The sequence below is a fragment of the Kribbella jiaozuonensis genome (assembly GCF_005233875.1).
Taxonomy (GTDB): domain Bacteria; phylum Actinomycetota; class Actinomycetes; order Propionibacteriales; family Kribbellaceae; genus Kribbella; species Kribbella jiaozuonensis.
In genome coordinates, this window is sequence record NZ_SZPZ01000004.1 from 1,153,365 (window position 1) to 1,171,744 (window position 18,380).

Annotated in this window: 16 protein-coding genes; 3 read left to right on the forward strand and 13 right to left on the reverse strand. The window is 68.6% G+C overall.

Annotation, left to right across the window (positions count from 1 at the left end; all coding sequences use genetic code 11):
* Positions 1–42 precede the first annotated feature (42 nt).
* The 9 genes from FDA38_RS31495 to FDA38_RS31535 all read right to left on the reverse strand — a co-directional run bounded on the left by FDA38_RS31495 (position 43) and on the right by FDA38_RS31535 (position 7,062).
* Positions 43–477, reverse strand: a complete 435-nt coding sequence (locus FDA38_RS31495) for a hypothetical protein (RefSeq protein WP_233715034.1) — start codon at positions 475–477, stop codon at positions 43–45.
* Positions 474–719 (reverse strand): hypothetical protein, encoded by a 246-nt coding sequence (locus FDA38_RS31500; RefSeq protein ID WP_137257724.1) that lies wholly within the window; start codon positions 717–719, stop codon positions 474–476. Before FDA38_RS31500 ends, FDA38_RS31495 begins: the two co-directional genes overlap by 4 nt.
* Positions 720–893: 174 nt before the next feature.
* A complete protein-coding gene (locus FDA38_RS31505; RefSeq protein WP_137257725.1) occupies positions 894–1,355 on the reverse strand; it encodes a hypothetical protein in 462 nt (153 codons plus the stop codon).
* Positions 1,355–2,602 (reverse strand): hypothetical protein, encoded by a 1,248-nt coding sequence (locus FDA38_RS31510; protein ID WP_137257726.1) that lies wholly within the window; start codon positions 2,600–2,602, stop codon positions 1,355–1,357. The genes FDA38_RS31505 and FDA38_RS31510 overlap by 1 nt, the downstream gene beginning before the upstream one ends.
* Before the next feature lie 5 nt (positions 2,603–2,607).
* Complete coding sequence (locus FDA38_RS31515; protein ID WP_130388988.1) at positions 2,608–2,868, reverse strand: hypothetical protein; 261 nt, start codon at positions 2,866–2,868, stop codon at positions 2,608–2,610.
* An 18-nt stretch (positions 2,869–2,886) separates the two neighbouring features.
* Entirely contained in the window at positions 2,887–3,564 is a 678-nt protein-coding gene (locus FDA38_RS31520; RefSeq protein WP_137257727.1) for a hypothetical protein, read from the reverse strand.
* Entirely contained in the window at positions 3,561–6,305 is a 2,745-nt protein-coding gene (locus FDA38_RS31525) for an FtsK/SpoIIIE domain-containing protein (RefSeq protein ID WP_137257728.1), read from the reverse strand. Before FDA38_RS31525 ends, FDA38_RS31520 begins: the two co-directional genes overlap by 4 nt.
* Before the next feature lie 144 nt (positions 6,306–6,449).
* Positions 6,450–6,845 (reverse strand): VOC family protein, encoded by a 396-nt coding sequence (locus FDA38_RS31530; RefSeq protein WP_137257729.1) that lies wholly within the window; start codon positions 6,843–6,845, stop codon positions 6,450–6,452.
* A 7-nt stretch (positions 6,846–6,852) separates the two neighbouring features.
* Positions 6,853–7,062: a hypothetical protein gene (locus tag FDA38_RS31535; protein WP_137257730.1), complete on the reverse strand. Its 210-nt coding sequence runs from the start codon at positions 7,060–7,062 to the stop codon at positions 6,853–6,855.
* A 114-nt stretch (positions 7,063–7,176) separates the two neighbouring features.
* Here FDA38_RS31535 and FDA38_RS31540 point away from each other — a divergent pair, with 114 nt between their 5' ends.
* Both FDA38_RS31540 and FDA38_RS31545 read left to right on the forward strand, forming a co-directional pair.
* Positions 7,177–10,251, forward strand: a complete 3,075-nt coding sequence (locus FDA38_RS31540; protein ID WP_170989935.1) for a PD-(D/E)XK nuclease family protein — start codon at positions 7,177–7,179, stop codon at positions 10,249–10,251.
* Positions 10,244–13,807, forward strand: coding sequence for a UvrD-helicase domain-containing protein (locus FDA38_RS31545; protein WP_137257732.1), 3,564 nt, complete (start codon positions 10,244–10,246; stop codon positions 13,805–13,807). Before FDA38_RS31540 ends, FDA38_RS31545 begins: the two co-directional genes overlap by 8 nt.
* Here FDA38_RS31545 and FDA38_RS31550 read toward each other — a convergent pair.
* From FDA38_RS31550 to FDA38_RS31560, 3 genes are all read right to left on the reverse strand, one after another.
* On the reverse strand, positions 13,804–14,592 hold the full coding sequence (locus FDA38_RS31550) for an alpha/beta fold hydrolase (RefSeq protein ID WP_137257922.1): 789 nt from the start codon (positions 14,590–14,592) through the stop codon (positions 13,804–13,806). The two genes, FDA38_RS31545 and FDA38_RS31550, sit on opposite strands and share 4 nt — an antisense overlap.
* A 5-nt stretch (positions 14,593–14,597) precedes the next feature.
* Positions 14,598–15,167, reverse strand: coding sequence for a LysE family transporter (locus tag FDA38_RS31555; RefSeq protein ID WP_137257733.1), 570 nt, complete (start codon positions 15,165–15,167; stop codon positions 14,598–14,600).
* Between the two features lie 189 nt (positions 15,168–15,356).
* A complete protein-coding gene (locus FDA38_RS31560; protein ID WP_137257734.1) occupies positions 15,357–15,968 on the reverse strand; it encodes a DUF4291 domain-containing protein in 612 nt (203 codons plus the stop codon).
* A gap of 228 nt (positions 15,969–16,196) precedes the next feature.
* Between FDA38_RS31560 and FDA38_RS31565 the strand changes: the two genes are divergently transcribed.
* Positions 16,197–16,823: a DUF6308 family protein gene (locus FDA38_RS31565; protein WP_137257735.1), complete on the forward strand. Its 627-nt coding sequence runs from the start codon at positions 16,197–16,199 to the stop codon at positions 16,821–16,823.
* On the opposite strand, the gene FDA38_RS31570 is transcribed toward FDA38_RS31565, so the two are convergent.
* A complete protein-coding gene (locus tag FDA38_RS31570; RefSeq protein WP_137257736.1) occupies positions 16,824–18,353 on the reverse strand; it encodes an LLM class flavin-dependent oxidoreductase in 1,530 nt (509 codons plus the stop codon).
* Positions 18,354–18,380: the final 27 nt, after the last annotated feature.

Sequence of the window (18,380 nt, forward strand, 5' to 3'; positions counted from 1 at the left end):
CGGGTCCGCGGCGCCGGATCCGTTCTGCGGGTCACTGACTGGTCAGCGAAAGACTCGGTACGACGTCCAGGCGGACGGCGGCGCGGCGCCGTGCTTGCGGCTGAACGCGCCCTCGGGCCCGAAGCCCCGGTCGGTGCCGAGGTCGCCGTCCGAGTGGAGCGGGTCGGGGTCCTGCGGCTCGGGCGCCGAGTGCAGGTCCGGCCAGGGCCGGGGTGGTAGGGACTCGCGGGGCGGCAGCCTGAGGTCGGGATCGGGACCCCGTTCCGGGTCGAGCCATTCGACCTCGGTGGCCCCGTTGTGACCGTGGATGGCGATGACGGACTCGATGCCGTCCCACACGGTCGTGGTCGGATAGTCGCCGTACCAGCGCAGCGCGACGGCTCCGTCGGTGAACTGCACTCCCTCGGCGACGGGCCCGGTGCCACTGACACCGGAGACGTCCTGATGACGGATCAACCGGAAACGACGGGAACTCATTTCGGCGCTACCTCCCAGAGCCGCTCCCCCGGCAACTTCCGCTCCGGACCGGGATCCTGGTCCGGCACCGGCTCGCTCGTCACCCGCAACCCGGCGAACCTGCGCGACATGGCCGCGGCGTACCGCTCGGCCAGCTCGGCCTCGGCCCGGTAGTCGGCAACCACATGGTCCCCGAACCAGACCCGCACCCGCCGCCGCTCCACCCGGACCGCAGCCGGGTGAGGATCACCACCGTCAGCCATCTCAATGCACCCGACACCGAGTCGAGCCGTTTCCCATCAGCGACCTCGCAACAAAACCCTTCACGTCAATCACTTCCACTTCCCTGTGGGGATGGGTTCACAGGTAGTGACGGCCACCTCAGCCGTTCATGACGCAACTCCCAAGAAAAATCTCACACCCCGTAAGGACCCCGCTCAGCCGACGACCCACGGGCGCCAGGTGTCGAGATCGGGGTCGTCGAGGGTCGTACCCGGTTCGAAGGTGTGGGTTCCGCGGCCGGGCAGGTAGGCCGCGACGAGAAGCTCCACGTTGTGCGACAGGATGGCCGGCACATCTCCGAAGGCCCCCACCAGCAATTCGAAGGCGAGCCGGGCCTCCTCGGCCTGTGCGGGCTTCCGGTTGCGAGCCTGGACGTCGACAACCAGCGGATAGTGATCCATCGCCTGCACTTCGTCGGGCTCCGGCTGGAAGGTGTTCGGCCCGATGTAGAAGCCGATGATCTCGTCGAACGTCCGCGCCCGGCCTTTGTACTGCAACTCACCGGTCTCGACCCGCAGGTCGCCGTTGAACTCGAGGCCGAGCACCTCCGCCACCCGTCCGGCGGCGTCCTCCAACGACCCCTCCATCGACAGAAAGATCTCGTCGCTGTCAGCCATCAGTTCTCCCTCGCATAACTCACCAACCGACCGTCACCAAGAATCACGTGCACCATGCTGGCCACCCTCGAGCCCGGCTGACTGGAGGCCCGCCGAAACGCTCGTTCCGCATCGTCCTCCGACAGCCCGATCCGGCGTCCGTCGATGACCACCTCGCCATCGGTTCCCGACTGCCCGCTGCCGCGGTTCATGTTCCGCTTGACCGCGCTGTTCTTCAGGCTCGTCGGCGTCTTGAACTCGACGACGACTCCGCGGCTCGACGCGGACCTGCGCACCATGACGTCGGGATTCTTGTGGTGCTGCCGGGTGTGGTCGGCAGGTCTGACATCGACGCGCCAGCCCTCCTCGGCGAGACGTTCGGCGATGACCAGCTCGTGTGGCTCGAAGGTCTCGTCCGGGCCGTAGAGGCCGGGCTCGAAGTCGACGTCGAGCGGTCGGGCGTCGAAAGCCGGGTCGAAGTCGACGGTGGGGAGGTCGGGGAGGTCGATGTCGACGACTAGCGGTTGGCGGCGGGGTTCTTCCGGGTAGTCGAAGGTGGCCGAGACCTCGTCCGTGGTGATGGTGAGGGTGGCGTGTTGCCACTTCTTGTTCTCGTTCTCGGCCATGGACTCGAGGAGGTTCTTGACGGCCTCGGTGAGGTCTACCTCGATTTCGCGGTCCTCGAGGAGGTGCTCGTTGCGTTTCTCGTCTTCTTTTTCGTTGCGTTCTTCGAACTCGATCTCGCCGGACTCGAGGATGGTGATTTCTACCTCGAGGGGGTCCTGCTGGTCGTCGCGGTCGTCGTCTTTCTCGTGGGCCTTGCGGTATTTCTCGAAGGCCTTGCGAGAGACCGTGACGAGCGGGGGTTCGTTGTCTTCGGCAACTTCTAGGTTTTCGTAGGCGAAGGTGAGGCGCTTGGTCCGGCCGAGGGAGTCCAGGTCGCCGGAGCCGCTGGTGAGTTTGTTGCGGTCGGCGGAGTCTGACGAGGGGCGGTTCGTTGACGGGCCTGCGGCGCCGACGAGGCCTTCGGCCCAGCCTCGCGCCTTCGGGGGCGCCATCGAGAGGTAGTGGGCGGCGGCCTCGCACGCTCGAGCGGCGGCGTCGAGTTGCTGGGCCGCGACGGTTGCCTGGCCGCGGGACGCGATCAGTGCGAGCTGGGCGTTCTCACGGCACCGTACGGCGGTGCGCTGGAGCTGCTCGACCACGCGTGGGATCTCGTCGAAACAGTCGACCAGACCGCGCGCGACCCGCTGCAGCTCGGACGGCAAGGGAGTCAGATCTGGTCGGCGTAGTTCTTGCAGCCGGCCGAGGCGATCTCGAGGGCCTCGGCGGCCTGTTCGACGGCCTTGCTCGCGGCCTCGAGGATCTCGGTGATGTCGCGATCGATACCGGTCGCGGTGCCCGCGATCAGGCTCTCCACCAGCTGGCTGTGCTGGGTGAAACGGAGTTTGAACCCGGCCAGACCGCCGGCCGCCTGCTTGGCCTCCATCGAGACCTGGTGCAGCTGTTCCTTGAGCCGCAGTACGTCGGACACCTCAACCCACTCCCAAACCTAGTTGCGCTTCTTCGGCAGCACGATCGCCGTACCCGCCACCACGACCGGTACCCCGATCCCGATCCACCACGGCAGACCGGCCGCCATCAGGACGAAGACCGCGACCGCACCGCCCCAGCCCCACCAGCGCGCGCCGGGCAGCCGCGGCAGTCCGAGCATCCGCGAGGCGGCCAGCATCGTGACAGCCGCGATCGCCGCGGCCTCGACCCCGGCCAGGAACGACCCGCTGAACACCCACACCAGCACGAACCCGACCAGCGCCAGGACCGCGCTGATGGTACGCCGCTTGCGCTGCTCCTGGAGCGCCCGGGCCGTGGTCCGCAGCTCCTCCAACTCGTCGACCGATTCGGCGAGCTGTTTGGTGATGCGCTCGGCAACGGTCTCGATGTCGTTCAGCGCGCGGATCTCGGGCAGCGAGTGGTTCGCCCGCTTCCCCTCGGCCGGAAGCCCGGCCCGCTGCAGACTCGCGGCCGCCTTCTCGGCGAGCGCGTTCAGCCGGGTCTGCAGCTTCAGCCCACGCTCGGCCATCGCGTCGGCCTCTGCCGCTGCGGTCGCCTCGGCCTTGGACTTGTGCGCGGTCAACCGGTCCTGCGCCTGCTGCGCGTCCGCCCGCGCCATCGCGACCGTGCGCAACGCCCGGACGTACTCGGACCACTCCTGCTCCACGGTCTTCATCGCCGCACCAGCTCCACCGTGCGCTCCACCTCGTCCGCCCGCAGCGCGGCGAACGGTACGACGACCTGTGCCTCAGGATGCAGCCCGTCCCACAACAGCCCCCGATGCGGCTCCGAAGCCCACCGCACCAGCGGACCGGCCACGGCACGTACGCCGTCCTGCGGGTGCCGTAGGAACAGATGTGTCGCCACGTTCGCCCGCCCGTACCCGAGGTGCTCGGTGCACACATGCATCCGGTTCCACCACCCGTACGTGATCAGCCCCTGCGCCGGCCCGTCCCGCACGATGTCCTGCAGCGCGTTCGCCGGACTCTCGAAGTACCCCTCGGCATGCAGTTGCATCCGCGGCACCCCGTGGAACCCGAACCCGAGCAGGTACGTCCCGCCGGCCTGGCCGGTCCGCATCGCCTCGCGTAACGCGAACAGCCGCGGCGCGATGTCGTCGTGCTTGTCCACGGTCTCGACCTCACAGCCGAGCTCCCGCAGCACGTGCACCAGCGCATCCTTGCCCTCGGCAACAGCAGGCGCCGAGTTCGTGCCGTCGACAAATACAAATCTCGGTGGATCCACAGCCGCGGCCGCCGTCGACACCGCGAGCCCGGTCAGCACGCCGAGCGCATCCGCCGGCCCGTCGCCCAGCACCAGTACGCCGGCACCGGGCTCGGGCCGTACCTCGACCGAGACCGGCTCCTCGGTCACCGCGATCGGCAACCCCGTCCACGGCCGACCCAACTCGGGCTTCACCGCCGCGGCAGTCTCGGCCAGGTGCGCAGGCTCAGCCAGATGGAAGACCCGCGGCGGGTGCGCCTCCGACCCCGCGCGCGCCCACAGCTCATGCCGCAGCGCGTCCAGTACCGGCTTGTCCGCGAAGCTCACCAGCACGTGCTGGTTGTCGTCCGGCGACCCGAAGTTCGCGTTCAGCACTGCCTCGCCACGGAACTGCAGCTCGGCCGCCGCCGTGTTCCCACTCCGCAGGATCGCCTGCGAGTCGGCCGGCGTGGTCTTCAGCGCGATCCGATACGGCACCTGCCCGAAGATCGAGTCCCGCCGCGTCGACAGCCGCTTCACGCCCTCGATCGTCTGCGTCGCCAGTACGACGTGAACGCCGTACGCACGCCCCAGCCGAACAAGCCGCTCCAGCAACTTGGCAGCCTCGTCGGCCAGCTCGTCGTCGTCCTCGAGCAGCACCTGGAACTCATCGAGTACGACGAGGATGCGCGGCGGCCGATCCGGGCCCGGCGCGAGCTCCGCGATATCGGCGACGTTCCCGTGCGACTTGAAGATCTCGCTGCGGCGCGCGAGCTCGTCCGACAGATGACGCAGTACGGCGAGACCGAACGCGCGATCGCTGTGCACACCGAGCACTCGCACCTGGGGCAGCCAGTGCGGCCGATCCGGACCCGGACCGAGCGCCGAGAACTCGACGCCGTGCTTGAAGTCGAGCAGGTACATCTCGAGGTCCGCCGGTGCGTAGCGCGCGGCGAGACCGTGGATCAGCACGAGCAACAGGTTCGACTTGCCCTGGCCGACCGCGCCGCCGACGAGGACGTGCGGGAGGGCCGGGTTGCCGCTGCGCAACCGGACCAGCGCCGGCGTGCGGTCGTCGTACCCGATCACGGCGCCGATCTCGTCCTTGACCGGCTGCCACCAGGTCAAACGGTCCGGCAGGGTCCGTTCGAAGTCGATGGTCGGCAGGACGGCGATCTCGGCCTGCTCGGCGATCACGTCACAGATGCCCGCGGCAATGGTCGCGTCGAACGGCGGGTCGAGCCTTGCCAGCGGCAACTGCGCGACCTCGACCCGGTCATTGCTGATGACAACGGGATTGAGGAGCTCGAGCAACTGTTTCGAGTCGACATCCAGCTCGGCCGCGGTCGAGGCGTCGTAGTGGACGAGGAAGCAGATCCCGCGCTTGCCGGCGGTCGCGGCCAGCCGGAGCAGATCGCGCTGGGCGAGCGTGTCGATCCCGGACGGGTAGTCGAACAGGATCACCAGCCGGTACGGATCGGTGACCTGACCGGTCTCCTTGAGCAGGTCCTCGAACCTGTCGTGCCCGAGCTGCGCCTGCCGGCTCGCTCGCAGCGAGGAGACATCGACCAGACCGGACAGCACCGTGTGCAGCTGCTCCGCCGTGTGCGTTGCCCTCGGCACCAATTGCGGGTACTTCGTGGTCAGGTGACCGAGCAGCCCCATCACCCCGGTCAGGCGCGGATCGAATGCGTCGACGCGGAGCCGGAACGGCTCGGCCGCTGCGATCAACCGCAACGCGGTGCTCTGCAGAAGGCGACGAGCATTCTCGTTGCGGTCAGCGGTGACCTTCCAGCCGTTCGTCTGGAGCAGCGGCGCGACCACCGGCGTACCGGCGTCCAACTCCCCCACGCGCACGTACGACGGGACGCCCGCGCCGACGAGCTGGCGCGAACGCCAGCGCGCATCGTTCGGCGGGATCGAGCCCAGGCCGGGCGCGAGCCGGTCCGCGAGCAACCGCGCCTTGGGCTCGGCCTCGGCCAAGGCCTCCGCGGTCTTCGCGTCCACCAATCCGCGCGACTCGCGGCGCGCGATAGCGGTCTGCTCCTGTAACTGACGATGCAGCCGGACGGCGCGCTGGTGCTCGCCCTGGGTCAGCCGCCGCGCGTTCTCCAGCAGCTGTGCCAGCGCGTGCTGCAAACCGCGGATCCGCGCTTCCAGGAGCTCCGGTGCTGCGTCTGTATTGCGCGCTCCGCGCGAAGCCGATCCGGGCATACCTCCCCCGTCAGGCTCCTCCGTCACGAGCACCGCCCTTCCAAACTTGCCCCGCGACCGTACTGATTGCCTGGTGTAACCATGTCACACCTGTAGTCCCATCCGTCACTCCAGGCATCAGCGGTCTCACCCAGTAATCCGGTGCTAGTCCGGCGCGACGATCTCGAGCTCGTAGCCGTCGGTGTTGTGGAGGAAGGCGGCGTAATGCTGCGGGCCGCCGGCGTACGGATGGCGGTCGGCGAACATCAGTGTCCAGCCGTGTTCGGCGGCCTCGTCGACAACGGTGTCGACGTCGGCCCGGCTGGCCGCGTTCAGCGCCAGGTGGTTCATCCCGGGGCGCATCCGGTCGTGCTCGGTGGCCGACATGGCAGGGCTCTGCTCGACCACGACGTACGAGCCGTCGGAGGCGATCCAGGTCATGCCGCCGGGCCAGCCGTCACCGTCCTTCCAGCCCAGCCGGTTGAGGACCCAGCCCCAGCTTGCGACGGCCCGGGACAGGTCCGGGACCCAGATCTCGACGTGATGCACCGCGGCGACCATCGCAGCATTATCTGTGCTCGACAGAATGGTTCGACACCGCCGTCGATACTGCCATCGAGATCGCCCCGGAGATGACCAGCCAGACCAGGGCGGCGAGCAGCCAGGGCCACCACGGCCGGGCCTGCGCGGCCTCCGCGACCGCCTTGCCGAACAGGCCGCCGCCGGGCGCGAAGACGAACACGAGCAACACCCGCGCAATCCTCGTCTCCCTGGTCATTTCTTCATTGTGAGAGGCGGCCGCCGACCCTGCAGAAACCTTGGCGTTTCGCGCCCCTTCACCTTTCTGTCTGTGGCAGGGTCTACCGTCTCCGTTGACAGTCGAGGGGAGGTCATGGTGAGCACCACCCGGATCGAGAGCACGGCGTACGGCGCGGCCGCGCTCGAGCGCCTGCAAGCCGTTGTCGCTGGGCTGAAGGCCGACGATCCGATGACTCCTGTGACTCTGCTGCTGCCCAACAACCTCGCCGGCGTGATCGCCCGGCGCCATCTCGCTCGCTCATCCATCGGCGGGCTCTATCTCGCGACCCTCGAGCGGCTGGCCGAGCAGATCGCCGCCGGCACGCTGTCGCCCCGTCGTCCGGCGACCCGTCCGATCGTCGCCGCCACCTGGCGGACGGCGCTCGCGAAGGCGCCCGGCATCTTCCAGGACGTCGCCGAACACCCGTCGACAATCCAAGCGCTTGCATCTGCCCATCGCGAGCTCCGCGACCTCACCGATCCCGCGCTCAACAAGGTCGCCGGAGCTTCCGCGCTGGGTCCGGATCTGGTCCGCCTGCATCGTCACGTCACCACCGAGCTGGCCTCGGACTGGTACGACGAGACCGATCTGCTCCGCGCCGCCGCATCCCGAATCGAAGCGTCGCCCGAGGTCGTCCGCGAGCTCGGCGCGCTCGTCCTCTACCTTCCGCAGGAGCTGACGCAGTCCGAGGCTGCCTTCGTGGCAGCGCTCGGCGACGCAGCGGCCGATCTCACGGTGATCGTTGGTCTGACCGACGTACGCCGAGCCGACCGCGCCGTCCGGCGTTCGCTCGAACGAATCGGGATCGACCTGCCGCGGTCGATCTCGAAGAACTACCCGGTCGCGACCGAGATCCTCAACGCGTCCGATGCCGACGATGAGGTGCGTTGCGTCGTCCGCGATGTCGTGTCGGCGTTGGAGCAAACGCCCGTGCATCGGATCGCGGTGCTGTACTCGGCCGCCTCGCCGTACGCGCGTCTGCTGCACGAGCACCTCGGCGCGGCGAAGATCGAGGTCAACGGTCCGGGGACGCGGCCGGTGCACGAGCGGGCGATCGCGCGGACGCTGCTCGAAGTGCTGGCGCTGGTGGATCAGGACCTGCCGCGTGCGGATGTGTTCCGGGCGCTGGCGAATGCTCCGACGCGCGACTTCGGCGGCGAGCGGATCCCGGTGCCACAGTGGGAGCGGATGTCGCGGGCAGCCGGGGTGGTGCGCGGGGACGACTGGGACACCCGGCTCGCGCGGTACGCCCAGTCCGAGCGACGGACGGCCGATCAGGAAGAGGCCGCCGAGGATCCGCGACCGGCGGCGGTGCGGCGCGCGCAGTACAACGCGACGACGGCCGAGCGCTTGCATGCGTTTGCTTCGACACTGCGGCGACGGTTGAACGCGCTGGCGGAGTTGGAGACCTGGGCCGAGCTGTCGGAAGGGGTTCTGCAGCTCTTCCATGATCTGCTCGGTGACTATTCGTCCCTGCCGATCGAGGAGCAGTACGCCGCTGCTGCGGTCGAGGGATCGTTGACGGGGTTGTCGACGTTGGACGAGCTCGGTACGCCGGCGAGTCTGGCGGTGCTGCGCGACGTCCTCGATCTGGAGCTGCAGCAGTCGTTGCCTCGGGTCGGGACGTTCGGGACTGGCGTTCTGGTTGCGCCGCTGTCCGCGAGCATCGGGTTGTCGGCGGACATCGTGTACGTCGTCGGGCTTTCGGAGGATCTGTATCCGGGGCGGGTGCACGAGGATGCGCTCCTCCCCCATCGGGTGCGGGAGGCGGCTGCGCCCGAGTTGGCGTCGTTCCGGGATCGACTGGACCAGAAGCAACGGCATCTGCTGGTGGCGTTCTCGGCGGGTGCGCGGGTCGTGGCGGCGTTCCCGCGCGGGGATCTGCGGCGATCGTCACGGCGGTTGCCGACGCGTTGGTTGCTCGGGTCGTTGCGGGAGCTGACGGGTGATCACGCGCTGCCGGCGACGCAGTGGGACAGGTACGACGAGGTGCTGCAGACGTCGGCGTCGTACGCGGGATCGTTGACTCTGGCAACGATGCCGGCGACGGAGCAGGAGTGGCAGACGCGGGCCGCTGCGGCCGGGCTGTGGGTGCAGGACGGCGTACTGGTGCGGGCTCGGGAGCTGTTGCGTGGCCGGGGTTCTCAGGCCTTCACCCGTTTCGACGGCGACTTGTCCGGTGTGTCCGGGCTGCCCGAGTACGCGGTCGAGGACCGGATCGCGTCGCCGACCTCGCTCGAGTCCTATGCGACCTGCCCGCATGCGTACTTCGTCGAGCGGTTGCTTCAGGTGGAGCCACTCGAAGCGCCCGAGGATCTGCTGGTGATCTCGCCGGTGCAGATCGGGAACCTGATCCACAACAGCCTCGATGCGTTCGTGACGCGCTTGTCCGGCTCGCTTCCGGCGTACGGCGAGCCGTGGACTGCGGAGCAACGCTCGCTGTTGTTGGCGATCGGGGCTGATCTGGCCGAGCAGTTCGAGGCGGAAGGGCTGACCGGGCATCCACGCTTGTGGCAGCGCGAGCGGTTGCGGATCCTCGGCGACCTGATGGTCCTGCTCACGGATGACGATCGCTGGCGCGCGGAGCGGTCCGCGTCGGTGGTCGCGAGTGAGCTCCGGTTCGGGTTCGACGGCGAGCCTCCGGTGGAGATCCCGGTGCCTTCGGGCCGGGTGCTGTTGCGCGGGTCGGCCGACAAGGTGGACCTCGGCGCGGACGGCACGATCTATGTGACGGACGTGAAGACCGGCGGCTTCTCGCGGTACGAGGGCATCGAGTCGGATCCGGTCGCGGGCGGGACCAAGCTGCAGTTGCCGGTGTATGCGTACGCGGCCCGGGCCCGGCTGGGTGAGCCGGCCACGCCGGTCGAGGCGTCGTACTGGTTCGTCCGCCGCGGCGGCAAACGGATCCCGGTCCCATTGACTCCAGAGGTCGAGGAGCGGTACGTCGACACGCTCGACGTGATCGTGTCGTCGATCGCGGCCGGGTACTTCCCGCCGAAGGCGCCCGAAGTGCCGGACTTCCTGTGGGTGCAATGCCCGTACTGCAACCCCGACGGCATCGGGCACAGCGAGGTCCGTGCGCGCTGGGACCGGAAGCGTCACGATCCCGTCCTGGAGCGGCTGGTGCGACTCATCGATCCGACTGCGTTGGAGGCCGGCGATGAGTGAACAGCTGCTCGACGGGGCCGCACGCGATCGGATCCGTTCGGACACCGAGACCACGCTGTTCGTCGAGGCGGGGGCTGGGTCCGGGAAGACGCATGCGTTGGTCGATCGCGTGATCACGCTGGTGCTGCGGGACGGCGTACCGCTGCGGACGATTGCCGCGGTCACCTTTACCGAGAAGGCCGGCGCGGAGTTGCGGGATCGGCTGCGGGTCGAGTTCGAACGGGCGCGGAAGGGCGACGCTCGGGAGCTGGCCGACGCGGCGCTGGACGATCTGGACTCCGCCTCGATCGGAACGCTGCATGCGTTTGCTCAGCAGATCCTGCTCGCGCATCCGATCGAGGCCGGGCTGCCGCCGCTGATCGACGTACTCGACGAGGTCGGGTCGTCGGTTGCCTTCGAGGAACGCTGGGCCGAGTTGCAGCAGCAGTTGCTCGACGACGACTCGATCGCCGAGCCGCTGTTGCTGGCGATGGCGGTCGGGGTCGAGTTGAAACATCTTCGGTCGCTCGCGCGGCTGTTCGGGAACGACTGGGACTTGATCGCCGAGCGCGTGCTGGTCGATCCGCCTGAGCTGGTCGCGATGCCGGACCTGACCGGGCTGATCGCCGCGGCCGCGCAGATCGGTGGGGTGGTTGACTCGTGTCTTGATCCTGAGGACCGGTTGTTGCCGAAGCTGGTTCAGATCCGCGAGCTCGGTCTGATGCTTGATGCCGCTACCGATCAGGAGACGCAGCTCGCGATTCTGCAGACGCTGCGCGGGTTGAAGGTCGGGCGGATCGGGCGCAAGGAGAACTGGCCGGACATCACCAAGGTGCGCGGTGATTGCACCGAGGTGGTCGAGGTCGCCGGTTCGCTGGTCGAGCTGCTGCTCGATGCTTGCCTTCGGCACCTTTCGCATTGGATCGCGGAGCGGGTGCTGGAGTCGGCCGAGCTTCGTCGCGGGGAGGGGCGGCTGGAGTTCCACGACCTTCTGGTGCTGGCTCGTGATCTGCTGCGGCGGGATGCGACTGTTCGCGGGGAGCTTCAGGAGCGGTTCGAGCGGTTGCTGCTGGACGAGTTCCAGGACACCGACCCGATCCAGATCGAGCTCGCGGTCCGCATCGCCGGCGGTGTCGACGCCGATGCCGAGGACTGGCGCGAGGTCGAGGTGCCTGACGGCCGGTTGTTCGTGGTGGGCGACCCGAAGCAGTCGATCTACCGCTTCCGCCGCGCGAACATCGCGACGTACCTCACCGCCCAGGACCTCCTCGGCGAAACCGTCGCCCTCACCACCAACTTCCGCACGGTCCCCCCGATCCTGACCTGGATCAACACCGTCTTCGCCACCTTGATCCAACCCCAGGAAGCCGCCCAGCCTTCTTACCAATCCCTGGCGCCCCACCGCACCAGCCCCACCGCAGCCACCACCATCGCGGCGCCGTCCCGCCCTGGCACCACGTCCCCCGCGGGCACCGCTTCGTCCACCCGCCCGGGCACCGCTTCGTCCACCGGCCCTGGTACCTCATCGGCGGTCCGCCCGGGTCCGCGTGCTCGTTCTCGAGCGGCGGATCAGCCCGCCGAGCCCACCCCGGTCAAGGGCGACCAACTCTCGATGTTCGACGACCCCATCCTCGACGAGGACCCGGCGCCCACGGACGAGCAGCTTGCTGACGTGGCGACTGTCCTGCAGTTCCGTCGGCGGGGCGACTCCGTGTCGGCCGACGTACCACCGGACCTCCCGCCCGAAGAGGAGGACCCGTCCGCCGGCCCCGCCGTCACCATCCTCGGTGCCGAGCCGCATGACGACCTCCCCCGCGCCCAAGCCTCCGTCCTCCGCGAGCGTGAAGCCACCGACGTGGCATCCGTCGTCGAGCAGGCCCTCCGCGAAGGCTGGCTCGTGTACGACGACCGCGCCGAATCCTGGCGCCCCGCGGAGGCCGGCGACATAGCCGTACTCGTCCCCGCCCGCACCTCCCTCCCGTTCCTGGAAGACGCCCTCGACCGCGCCGACATCCCGTACCGCGCCGAGGCCAGCTCCCTCGTCTACCAAACAGCCGAGGTCCGCAACCTGCTCGCCTGCGCCCGCGCGCTCGGCGACCCGAGCGACCAACTCGCGCTGGTCACCACACTCCGCTCACCGCTGTTCGGCTGCGGCGACGACGACCTCTACACCTGGAAACGCTCCGGCGGCTCGTTCACCCTGACCGCCCCCGTCCCCGACCAGCTCCTGACCCACCCGGTCGGCGACGCGATGGAGTGGCTCCGCCGTACGCACTACGCCGCTCGCTGGCTCACCCCCAGCGAGGTCCTCGCGAAGATCGTCGCCGACCGCCGCATGCTCGAAGTCGCCGCGATCGGCCCGCGAGCCCGCGACGCCTGGCGCCGGATCCGCTTCGTCGTCGACCAGGCCCGCGCGTGGTCCGAGGTCGAGCACGGCGGCCTGCGTTCGTACCTCGCCTGGGCCGCCCACCAGGGCGAAGAAACCTCCCGCGTCGCCGAGGCCGTGCTCCCCGAGACCGACGCGGACGCCGTACGCGTGATGACGATCCACGCCGCGAAGGGCCTCGAGTTCCCGATCGTCATCCTCTCCGGCATGACCGCGGCCCCGAACCGTCAACGCGGCGTCCAGGTCCTCTGGCCACCCGACGGCGGCTACGCCGTGAAGCTCAAGTCGTCCGTGCAGACCGAGGACTTCGACCTCGTGCAACCGGTCGACGAACAGATGGACGACTACGAACGCCGCCGCCTCCTGTACGTCGCCGCGACCCGCGCCCGCGACCACCTGATCATCTCGCTGCACCGCTCCGGCAACCGCCGCCATTCCAGCAACGCCGAGCTGCTCGCATCCGCCGGCGGCGTCGAGGCACCGCACTCCACCTTGTTCAGCAGCCCGCCCGTCCCCGACCGCGAACCGTCCGGCAGCCCCGACGTCACCCCGCCGATCTCCCGGACGGAGTGGGAGACGCGAGCCTCCGTGGCCCAGGCCGCCAGCCGCGCCCGTTCGGCCCAGAGCGCGTCCGGCCTCGAAGGCACCGGCCCGGAGGTTGTTCTCGGCGATATCGACCCCGGCACCGCCAAGGCCGCCCGCAGCCTCGAAACCCCACCGTGGACCAAGGGCCGCTACGGTACGGCGATCGGCCGCGCGGTTCACGCCGTACTGCAAGTCGTCGACCTGTCCACCGGCGCCGGCCTCGAATCCGCCGTCTCCACGCAATGCCTGGCTGAGGGCGTACTCGAGTACGCCGACGTCGTGACCGCGCTCGTCCGTTCGGCGCTGGCATCTGATGTGGTGAAACGGGCCGCAGCCCGCGAACACTGGCGTGAGTCGTACGTCGGCACCGTCCAACCCGACGGCACCGTGCTCGAAGGCTTCGTCGACCTCATCTACCGCGAGGACGACGGCCGTCTCACGATCGTCGACTACAAGACCGACGCCATCCCCGCGGCGGCGCTGGACAGCCGGGTCGCCTACTACGCTCCACAGCTGCTGGCGTACTCGGAGATCCTGCCCAACACCGGGCCGCCGATTCTCCTGTTCCTCAACCCCAGCGGGGCAATCGAGCGACAGGTGCCCTAGGCAAATTTTTCGCTCAGGTATCGCCGGAGGATCCCGATCCAGCCGTCGAACGCGTCGAGGTGGGCATCGTGGCTCGCCGCCGGAAGGTCGGCGCGCCGGGTGTCCGGTCGGCGCCGGATCAGTTCGTCCTTCTGCTCGGCGGTGAACATGCCGTGCTCGGCGAACACGGCCAGCGTCGGGACGGTGAGGTTCTCCCATTCGGTCCAGCGATCTTCCTGAACGGCGGCGATCGCGGCCTGCATGATGTCGGGGTCGAATCGCGGCCGCAAGCCGTCGGGTGCCACTTCGAGATCGTTGACCCAGGCATCCGTCAGCGGCCTGTCGCCGAGGAACGACCGCGCCGCCGCCTCGTCGGCGAACGGCACCGGCCACGAGGCGAAGTACCGACCGATGTTGGCCGGCCCCTCGGGCTCGTCGTCGCCGGCGACGTGGCCTTCGAGCATCACGAGCCGATCGATCAGATCGGGGCGCGCCGCGGCGGTGAGGAATGCAGTGTGCGCGCCCATCGACTGGCCGATCAGTCTGACTCGTTGACCGGGCAGGAGTTGTTCGATGACCGCGATGACATCGCCGACGTACGCGCTGCGCGAGACGTCTGCCGGCCGGCGGGTGCTGCGGCCGTGGCCGCGCTGGTCGATCAGCAGCACCCGGAACCGGTCGGTGAGCGCGTCCGCGGTCGGCAGGAGCTCACGTGAACTGCCCGCGAGTCCGTGCAGCAGCACCACCGGCGGCCCGTCGCCACCGCGATCGGTGACGGCGATCTCCGTGTCCCCGCGCTGGATCATCACCCTCAAGCCACCACCTTCACCGCGAGTACGACGATCAGCACGGTCGACGCCAGCGCAGTCATCAGCTTCCCGAGATGACCGGTCAGCAGGCGCCCGAGCAGCGCGCCGCCGCCTGCCAGCAACAGCTGCCAACTCGCCGAGGCCGCGAACGCCGCGACCACGAACACGATCCGCTCTCCGAACCCCGCGACACCCGATCCACCCAGCACGAGAGCGGCGAAGTAGATCACCGTCCACGGGTTGAGCAGCGTCATCCCGAGCATCCCGAAGTACGCCGTCCGTACCCCGACCGGCGTCTCCTGCTCGATCACCGCGAGCCGCTGCGCGCGATACCGCCGTACCGCTTTGACCGCGCCCATCACCGCAAGCCCGACCAGCACGACAACAGACGCCCACCGCAACGGCCCGACAACCGGCACCAGCAACGGCGCCAACGCCGTACCAGCAACTGCCGCCACCGCGGCATACACGCCATCCGCCGAGGCAACCCCGAGCGCAGCAAACGCCCCGATCCGCAACGAACTCCGCGCAGTCAACGCAACCAAGTAGGTCCCGACAGGCCCGACCGGCATAGCAACCCCATACCCAGCCAGCACCCCCGCGACCACCACCCCAATCACAACTGCCCGAACGCCGACCCCAATCCCCACCCACCCTGCTGCTGAACCCAAGCCACAACGGCCGCAGGTTCATTGAGCAACAGGAGATAGGTCGTAGTCATGCCCACATCATGAAGACCGGCGTGTCCGCCCTCAACAGAATTACGGCTGTGTGGGTGCCTCCGCGGTCGCGGCGATCCGCGCCGCGAGCTCGTCGGTGATCGGATACGGCCGCTCGCGCGGCAGTTCTGCCTCGGCCGCCTCTGGCGACTCCTGGGCCAGGTCACGTATTCGTTGCATCTCGGCGGTCACGTCTTCCAGGCCCGTGATCCACTCGCCGACATATCGGCGTACTGCATCACCGGACAAGCCGACCTGGATCGACCGGACCTCGGGCGTCGGTGTCAGCTTCACCGTCTGCTCCGGATCCCATTGAATCCGCACAGGCGCCGACTCCATCGCCTTCCGCCAAGCGTCCTCGGACTCATGGAACCCGGCCTCGTAATGCGACAGCGCCGCGTGCGCCAACGCCCACTCGAAGCCCGCACGCGTCAGGTGAACCCGCAGCACCCGGGTCTGCCCGGGCTTCGTCCCCCAGCCCGACCGGTACGCCATCCACAGGAACGACGGTTTGATCCACGTCATCCGGCTCATGCCGAACGGCTCCACGAACGTCCCCGCAGCCAGCGCCGGCTCGGCGATCTCCGGCGGGTACGCCTGGTACACCGCGATCGTCTCGTCGTCGTACAACGCCCGGATCTGCCGAAAGACCATGGCGCCGATCGTCGCATGCCTGCGCTCAGTGGGTGAACTGTTACTGAGAGTCTATAGAGAGCGACGACTGCGGGGCCGGATGGTTACGGGTTGTGGAGAACGGGAAGTGGGAGTGGCGTGCGGGGGGCCGTGGAGTCGCTACGATCTGCGGAAACAGTGTGTGAGGAACGTTCGAATGATGGTCCGCCCGCTGGCGGGTCTGCCACCACAAGTGTGAGGGTGTGGCTCATGAACATCGGTACCCGGAAGATCGTCGTCGACGAGGCGATCGCGCAGCTGCGGCTGTACGCCGAGACGAACGGCGCCGTGCTGCAGTACTACGACGGGCTGCCGGGGATGACCACCGTCGGTGGCTCCGACCCGAACCAGGTCACGTTCGAGGACCTGGGCCGGACGATGGTGATCGGCAGCGATCTGCGCGCGCTCGACATCCCGTGGCTGCTCGAGGTCGAGGCGGAGAAGGAGTTCGCCGCGATCCCGGTCGACGCGCGGCTGGAGGACGCGGAGCGGGGTAGCGACCTGTTCGAGGCGGCGATGGCGCTGGACGACAAGTTCACCGGCCACCGCGGGTTCGGGCACGCCAAGAAGTCGAAGCTGCTGCACCTCAAGCGGCCGTACCTCTTCCCCGTGACCGACAGCTTCATCCGGATGACGTACGGCACGGCGTCGGCCGGCTCCGAGTTCCTGTCCGCCGTCCGCGACGACCTGGTCAACCCGGCCAACGTCCGCGACTTCAAGCTGCTCCAGGTCCGCCTGATCGCTGAGCCGTCCACGAGCGCAGCCCGCCTGCTCGGCGAGGTGCCGACGCTGCGACTGCTCGACATCCTCGCCTCGCTGCTGGGTGAAGCGAAGTAGTTAGAACACCCCGAGTCGCGCGAGCGGCTCGACCAGCTCGCGCTCCTCGTACGAGAGGTGCGACAGGAGCGTGTCGTCGAGCAGGTCGACGGCGGCACGCAACCCGTCGATGCTGCCTGATCCGTCAACCAGAGCGACGAGAGCCTTGTCGACTCCTTCGAGGACGTCGTGGATGATCTTGTGCTCCTCCTGCAACCGGTCGACGACCGGCACGAGCTCCGGGTCGGCCCGGCGCAGATGCGGGAAGAGTGAGGCGTCCTCGATCGAGTGGTGCGTGGTAACGAGCCGGCAGTAGGACTCGCAGTACGTGCCGAGGGTCCAGTTGTTCTGCCGCATCGTCATCGTGTTGATCGCCGAACGCGCCGCACCGACGCCCATCGTGCCCGCGGCGACCTGCTCGACCAGATCGCGTACCTGCTCGAGCTCGGCCCGCAGATGGTCGTGTACGTCGATCAGATGCTGCCCCGACTGCAGCTGGTACGGCGTGTAGGTCCGCGCCGGATCCAGCGCCGGCCCGGTCGGCCGCACCGACTCGTCCAACAGCTGCACCGAGCTCCGCTTCACCGCTGGAGGTGGTGTCGGAACAACCCCGAAACCAGGCTGGCCAGAGACAGCCACAGGAGCAGCAGTCTCCACGGCCGTGTCGACCGGCGTACGACGAGCAGCCTCAACCGCCTCGCGAACACCTGCCGCGACTTCGGCGAAGCGGCGGATGTCGTCAGGGTTGTCTGACGCGAGGATGTATGTGCTCATACCCTCCTCCAGCGTCAGCCCCGTGAGCTGGTCGATCCACAGGTGCTCCGGGCCTTGCAGGAACCCGCCGTTGCCGTTGAAGCGGCCGGAGATGTTGTACAACCGCCGTACCTCAGACGGATCCCGTCCGGCCTCCAGCGCCGCCTCGTCGATCAGCTTGTTCATGGCCGCCAGCTGCTCCGGACCGGCGTACCCGCTGCTCGGCAGCCACCCGTCCGCGAGCCGCCCGGTCACCGCAAGCATCCGCGGCTTGTACGCACCCAGCCAGATCGACACGTCATGCGCCGGCTCCGGACCTCGCTTGGCACCGGCAACTGTGTAGTGCTTGCCGGCCAACCGGATGCCACCGCCAGCGGGTGTCCAGACCTCGCGGATGATCGCGATGGCCTCCTCCAGCGCAGTGATGCTCTGCCCGGTCGTCAGCCGCGGCCCACCGTTCGCCGCGACCGCATCCAGGAATCCGCCGGCGCCCAGCCCGAGCTCCACCCGCCCACCGGTGATCAGGTCGAGCGTCGCGACACTGCGCGCAAGGACGACCGGGTGCCGCAGCGGGAGATTGGCGACGTTGGTGGTCACCTTGATGCGCTGCGTCTGAGCCGCCACGACCGACAGCAAGGTCCAGGCGTCCATCAGGCGCGGCTGGTACGGGTGGTCCTGGAAGCTGACCAGATCGAGTCCGACCTGTTCGGTCAGCTGGGCCAGCGCGATCACGCGGTCCGGGGTGTCGACCGCCGGGGTCAGGAACGTGCCGAAGACCAGCTCGTGGCCGTAGTCCATGGTTCACCTTCACCTGTCGAAGTTGGC

Excerpts from the sequence above, each read along its gene's own strand:
- FDA38_RS31495 (WP_233715034.1), bottom strand. The coding sequence starts at position 477 with ATGAGTTCCCGTCGTTTCCGGTTGATCCGTCATCAGGACGTCTCCGGT.
- FDA38_RS31500 (WP_137257724.1), bottom strand. The coding sequence starts at position 719 with ATGGCTGACGGTGGTGATCCTCACCCGGCTGCGGTCCGGGTGGAGCGG.
- FDA38_RS31505 (WP_137257725.1), bottom strand. The coding sequence starts at position 1,355 with ATGGCTGACAGCGACGAGATCTTTCTGTCGATGGAGGGGTCGTTGGAG.
- FDA38_RS31520 (WP_137257727.1), bottom strand. The coding sequence starts at position 3,564 with ATGAAGACCGTGGAGCAGGAGTGGTCCGAGTACGTCCGGGCGTTGCGC.
- FDA38_RS31525 (WP_137257728.1), bottom strand. The coding sequence starts at position 6,305 with ATGCCCGGATCGGCTTCGCGCGGAGCGCGCAATACAGACGCAGCACCG.
- FDA38_RS31530 (WP_137257729.1), bottom strand. The coding sequence starts at position 6,845 with ATGGTCGCCGCGGTGCATCACGTCGAGATCTGGGTCCCGGACCTGTCC.
- FDA38_RS31535 (WP_137257730.1), bottom strand. The coding sequence starts at position 7,062 with ATGACCAGGGAGACGAGGATTGCGCGGGTGTTGCTCGTGTTCGTCTTC.
- FDA38_RS31540 (WP_170989935.1), top strand. The coding sequence starts at position 7,177 with ATGGTGAGCACCACCCGGATCGAGAGCACGGCGTACGGCGCGGCCGCG.
- FDA38_RS31545 (WP_137257732.1), top strand. The coding sequence starts at position 10,244 with ATGAGTGAACAGCTGCTCGACGGGGCCGCACGCGATCGGATCCGTTCG.
- FDA38_RS31550 (WP_137257922.1), bottom strand. The coding sequence starts at position 14,592 with ATGATCCAGCGCGGGGACACGGAGATCGCCGTCACCGATCGCGGTGGC.
- FDA38_RS31555 (WP_137257733.1), bottom strand. The coding sequence starts at position 15,167 with ATGCCGGTCGGGCCTGTCGGGACCTACTTGGTTGCGTTGACTGCGCGG.
- FDA38_RS31560 (WP_137257734.1), bottom strand. The coding sequence starts at position 15,968 with ATGGTCTTTCGGCAGATCCGGGCGTTGTACGACGACGAGACGATCGCG.
- FDA38_RS31565 (WP_137257735.1), top strand. The coding sequence starts at position 16,197 with ATGAACATCGGTACCCGGAAGATCGTCGTCGACGAGGCGATCGCGCAG.
- FDA38_RS31570 (WP_137257736.1), bottom strand. The coding sequence starts at position 18,353 with ATGGACTACGGCCACGAGCTGGTCTTCGGCACGTTCCTGACCCCGGCG.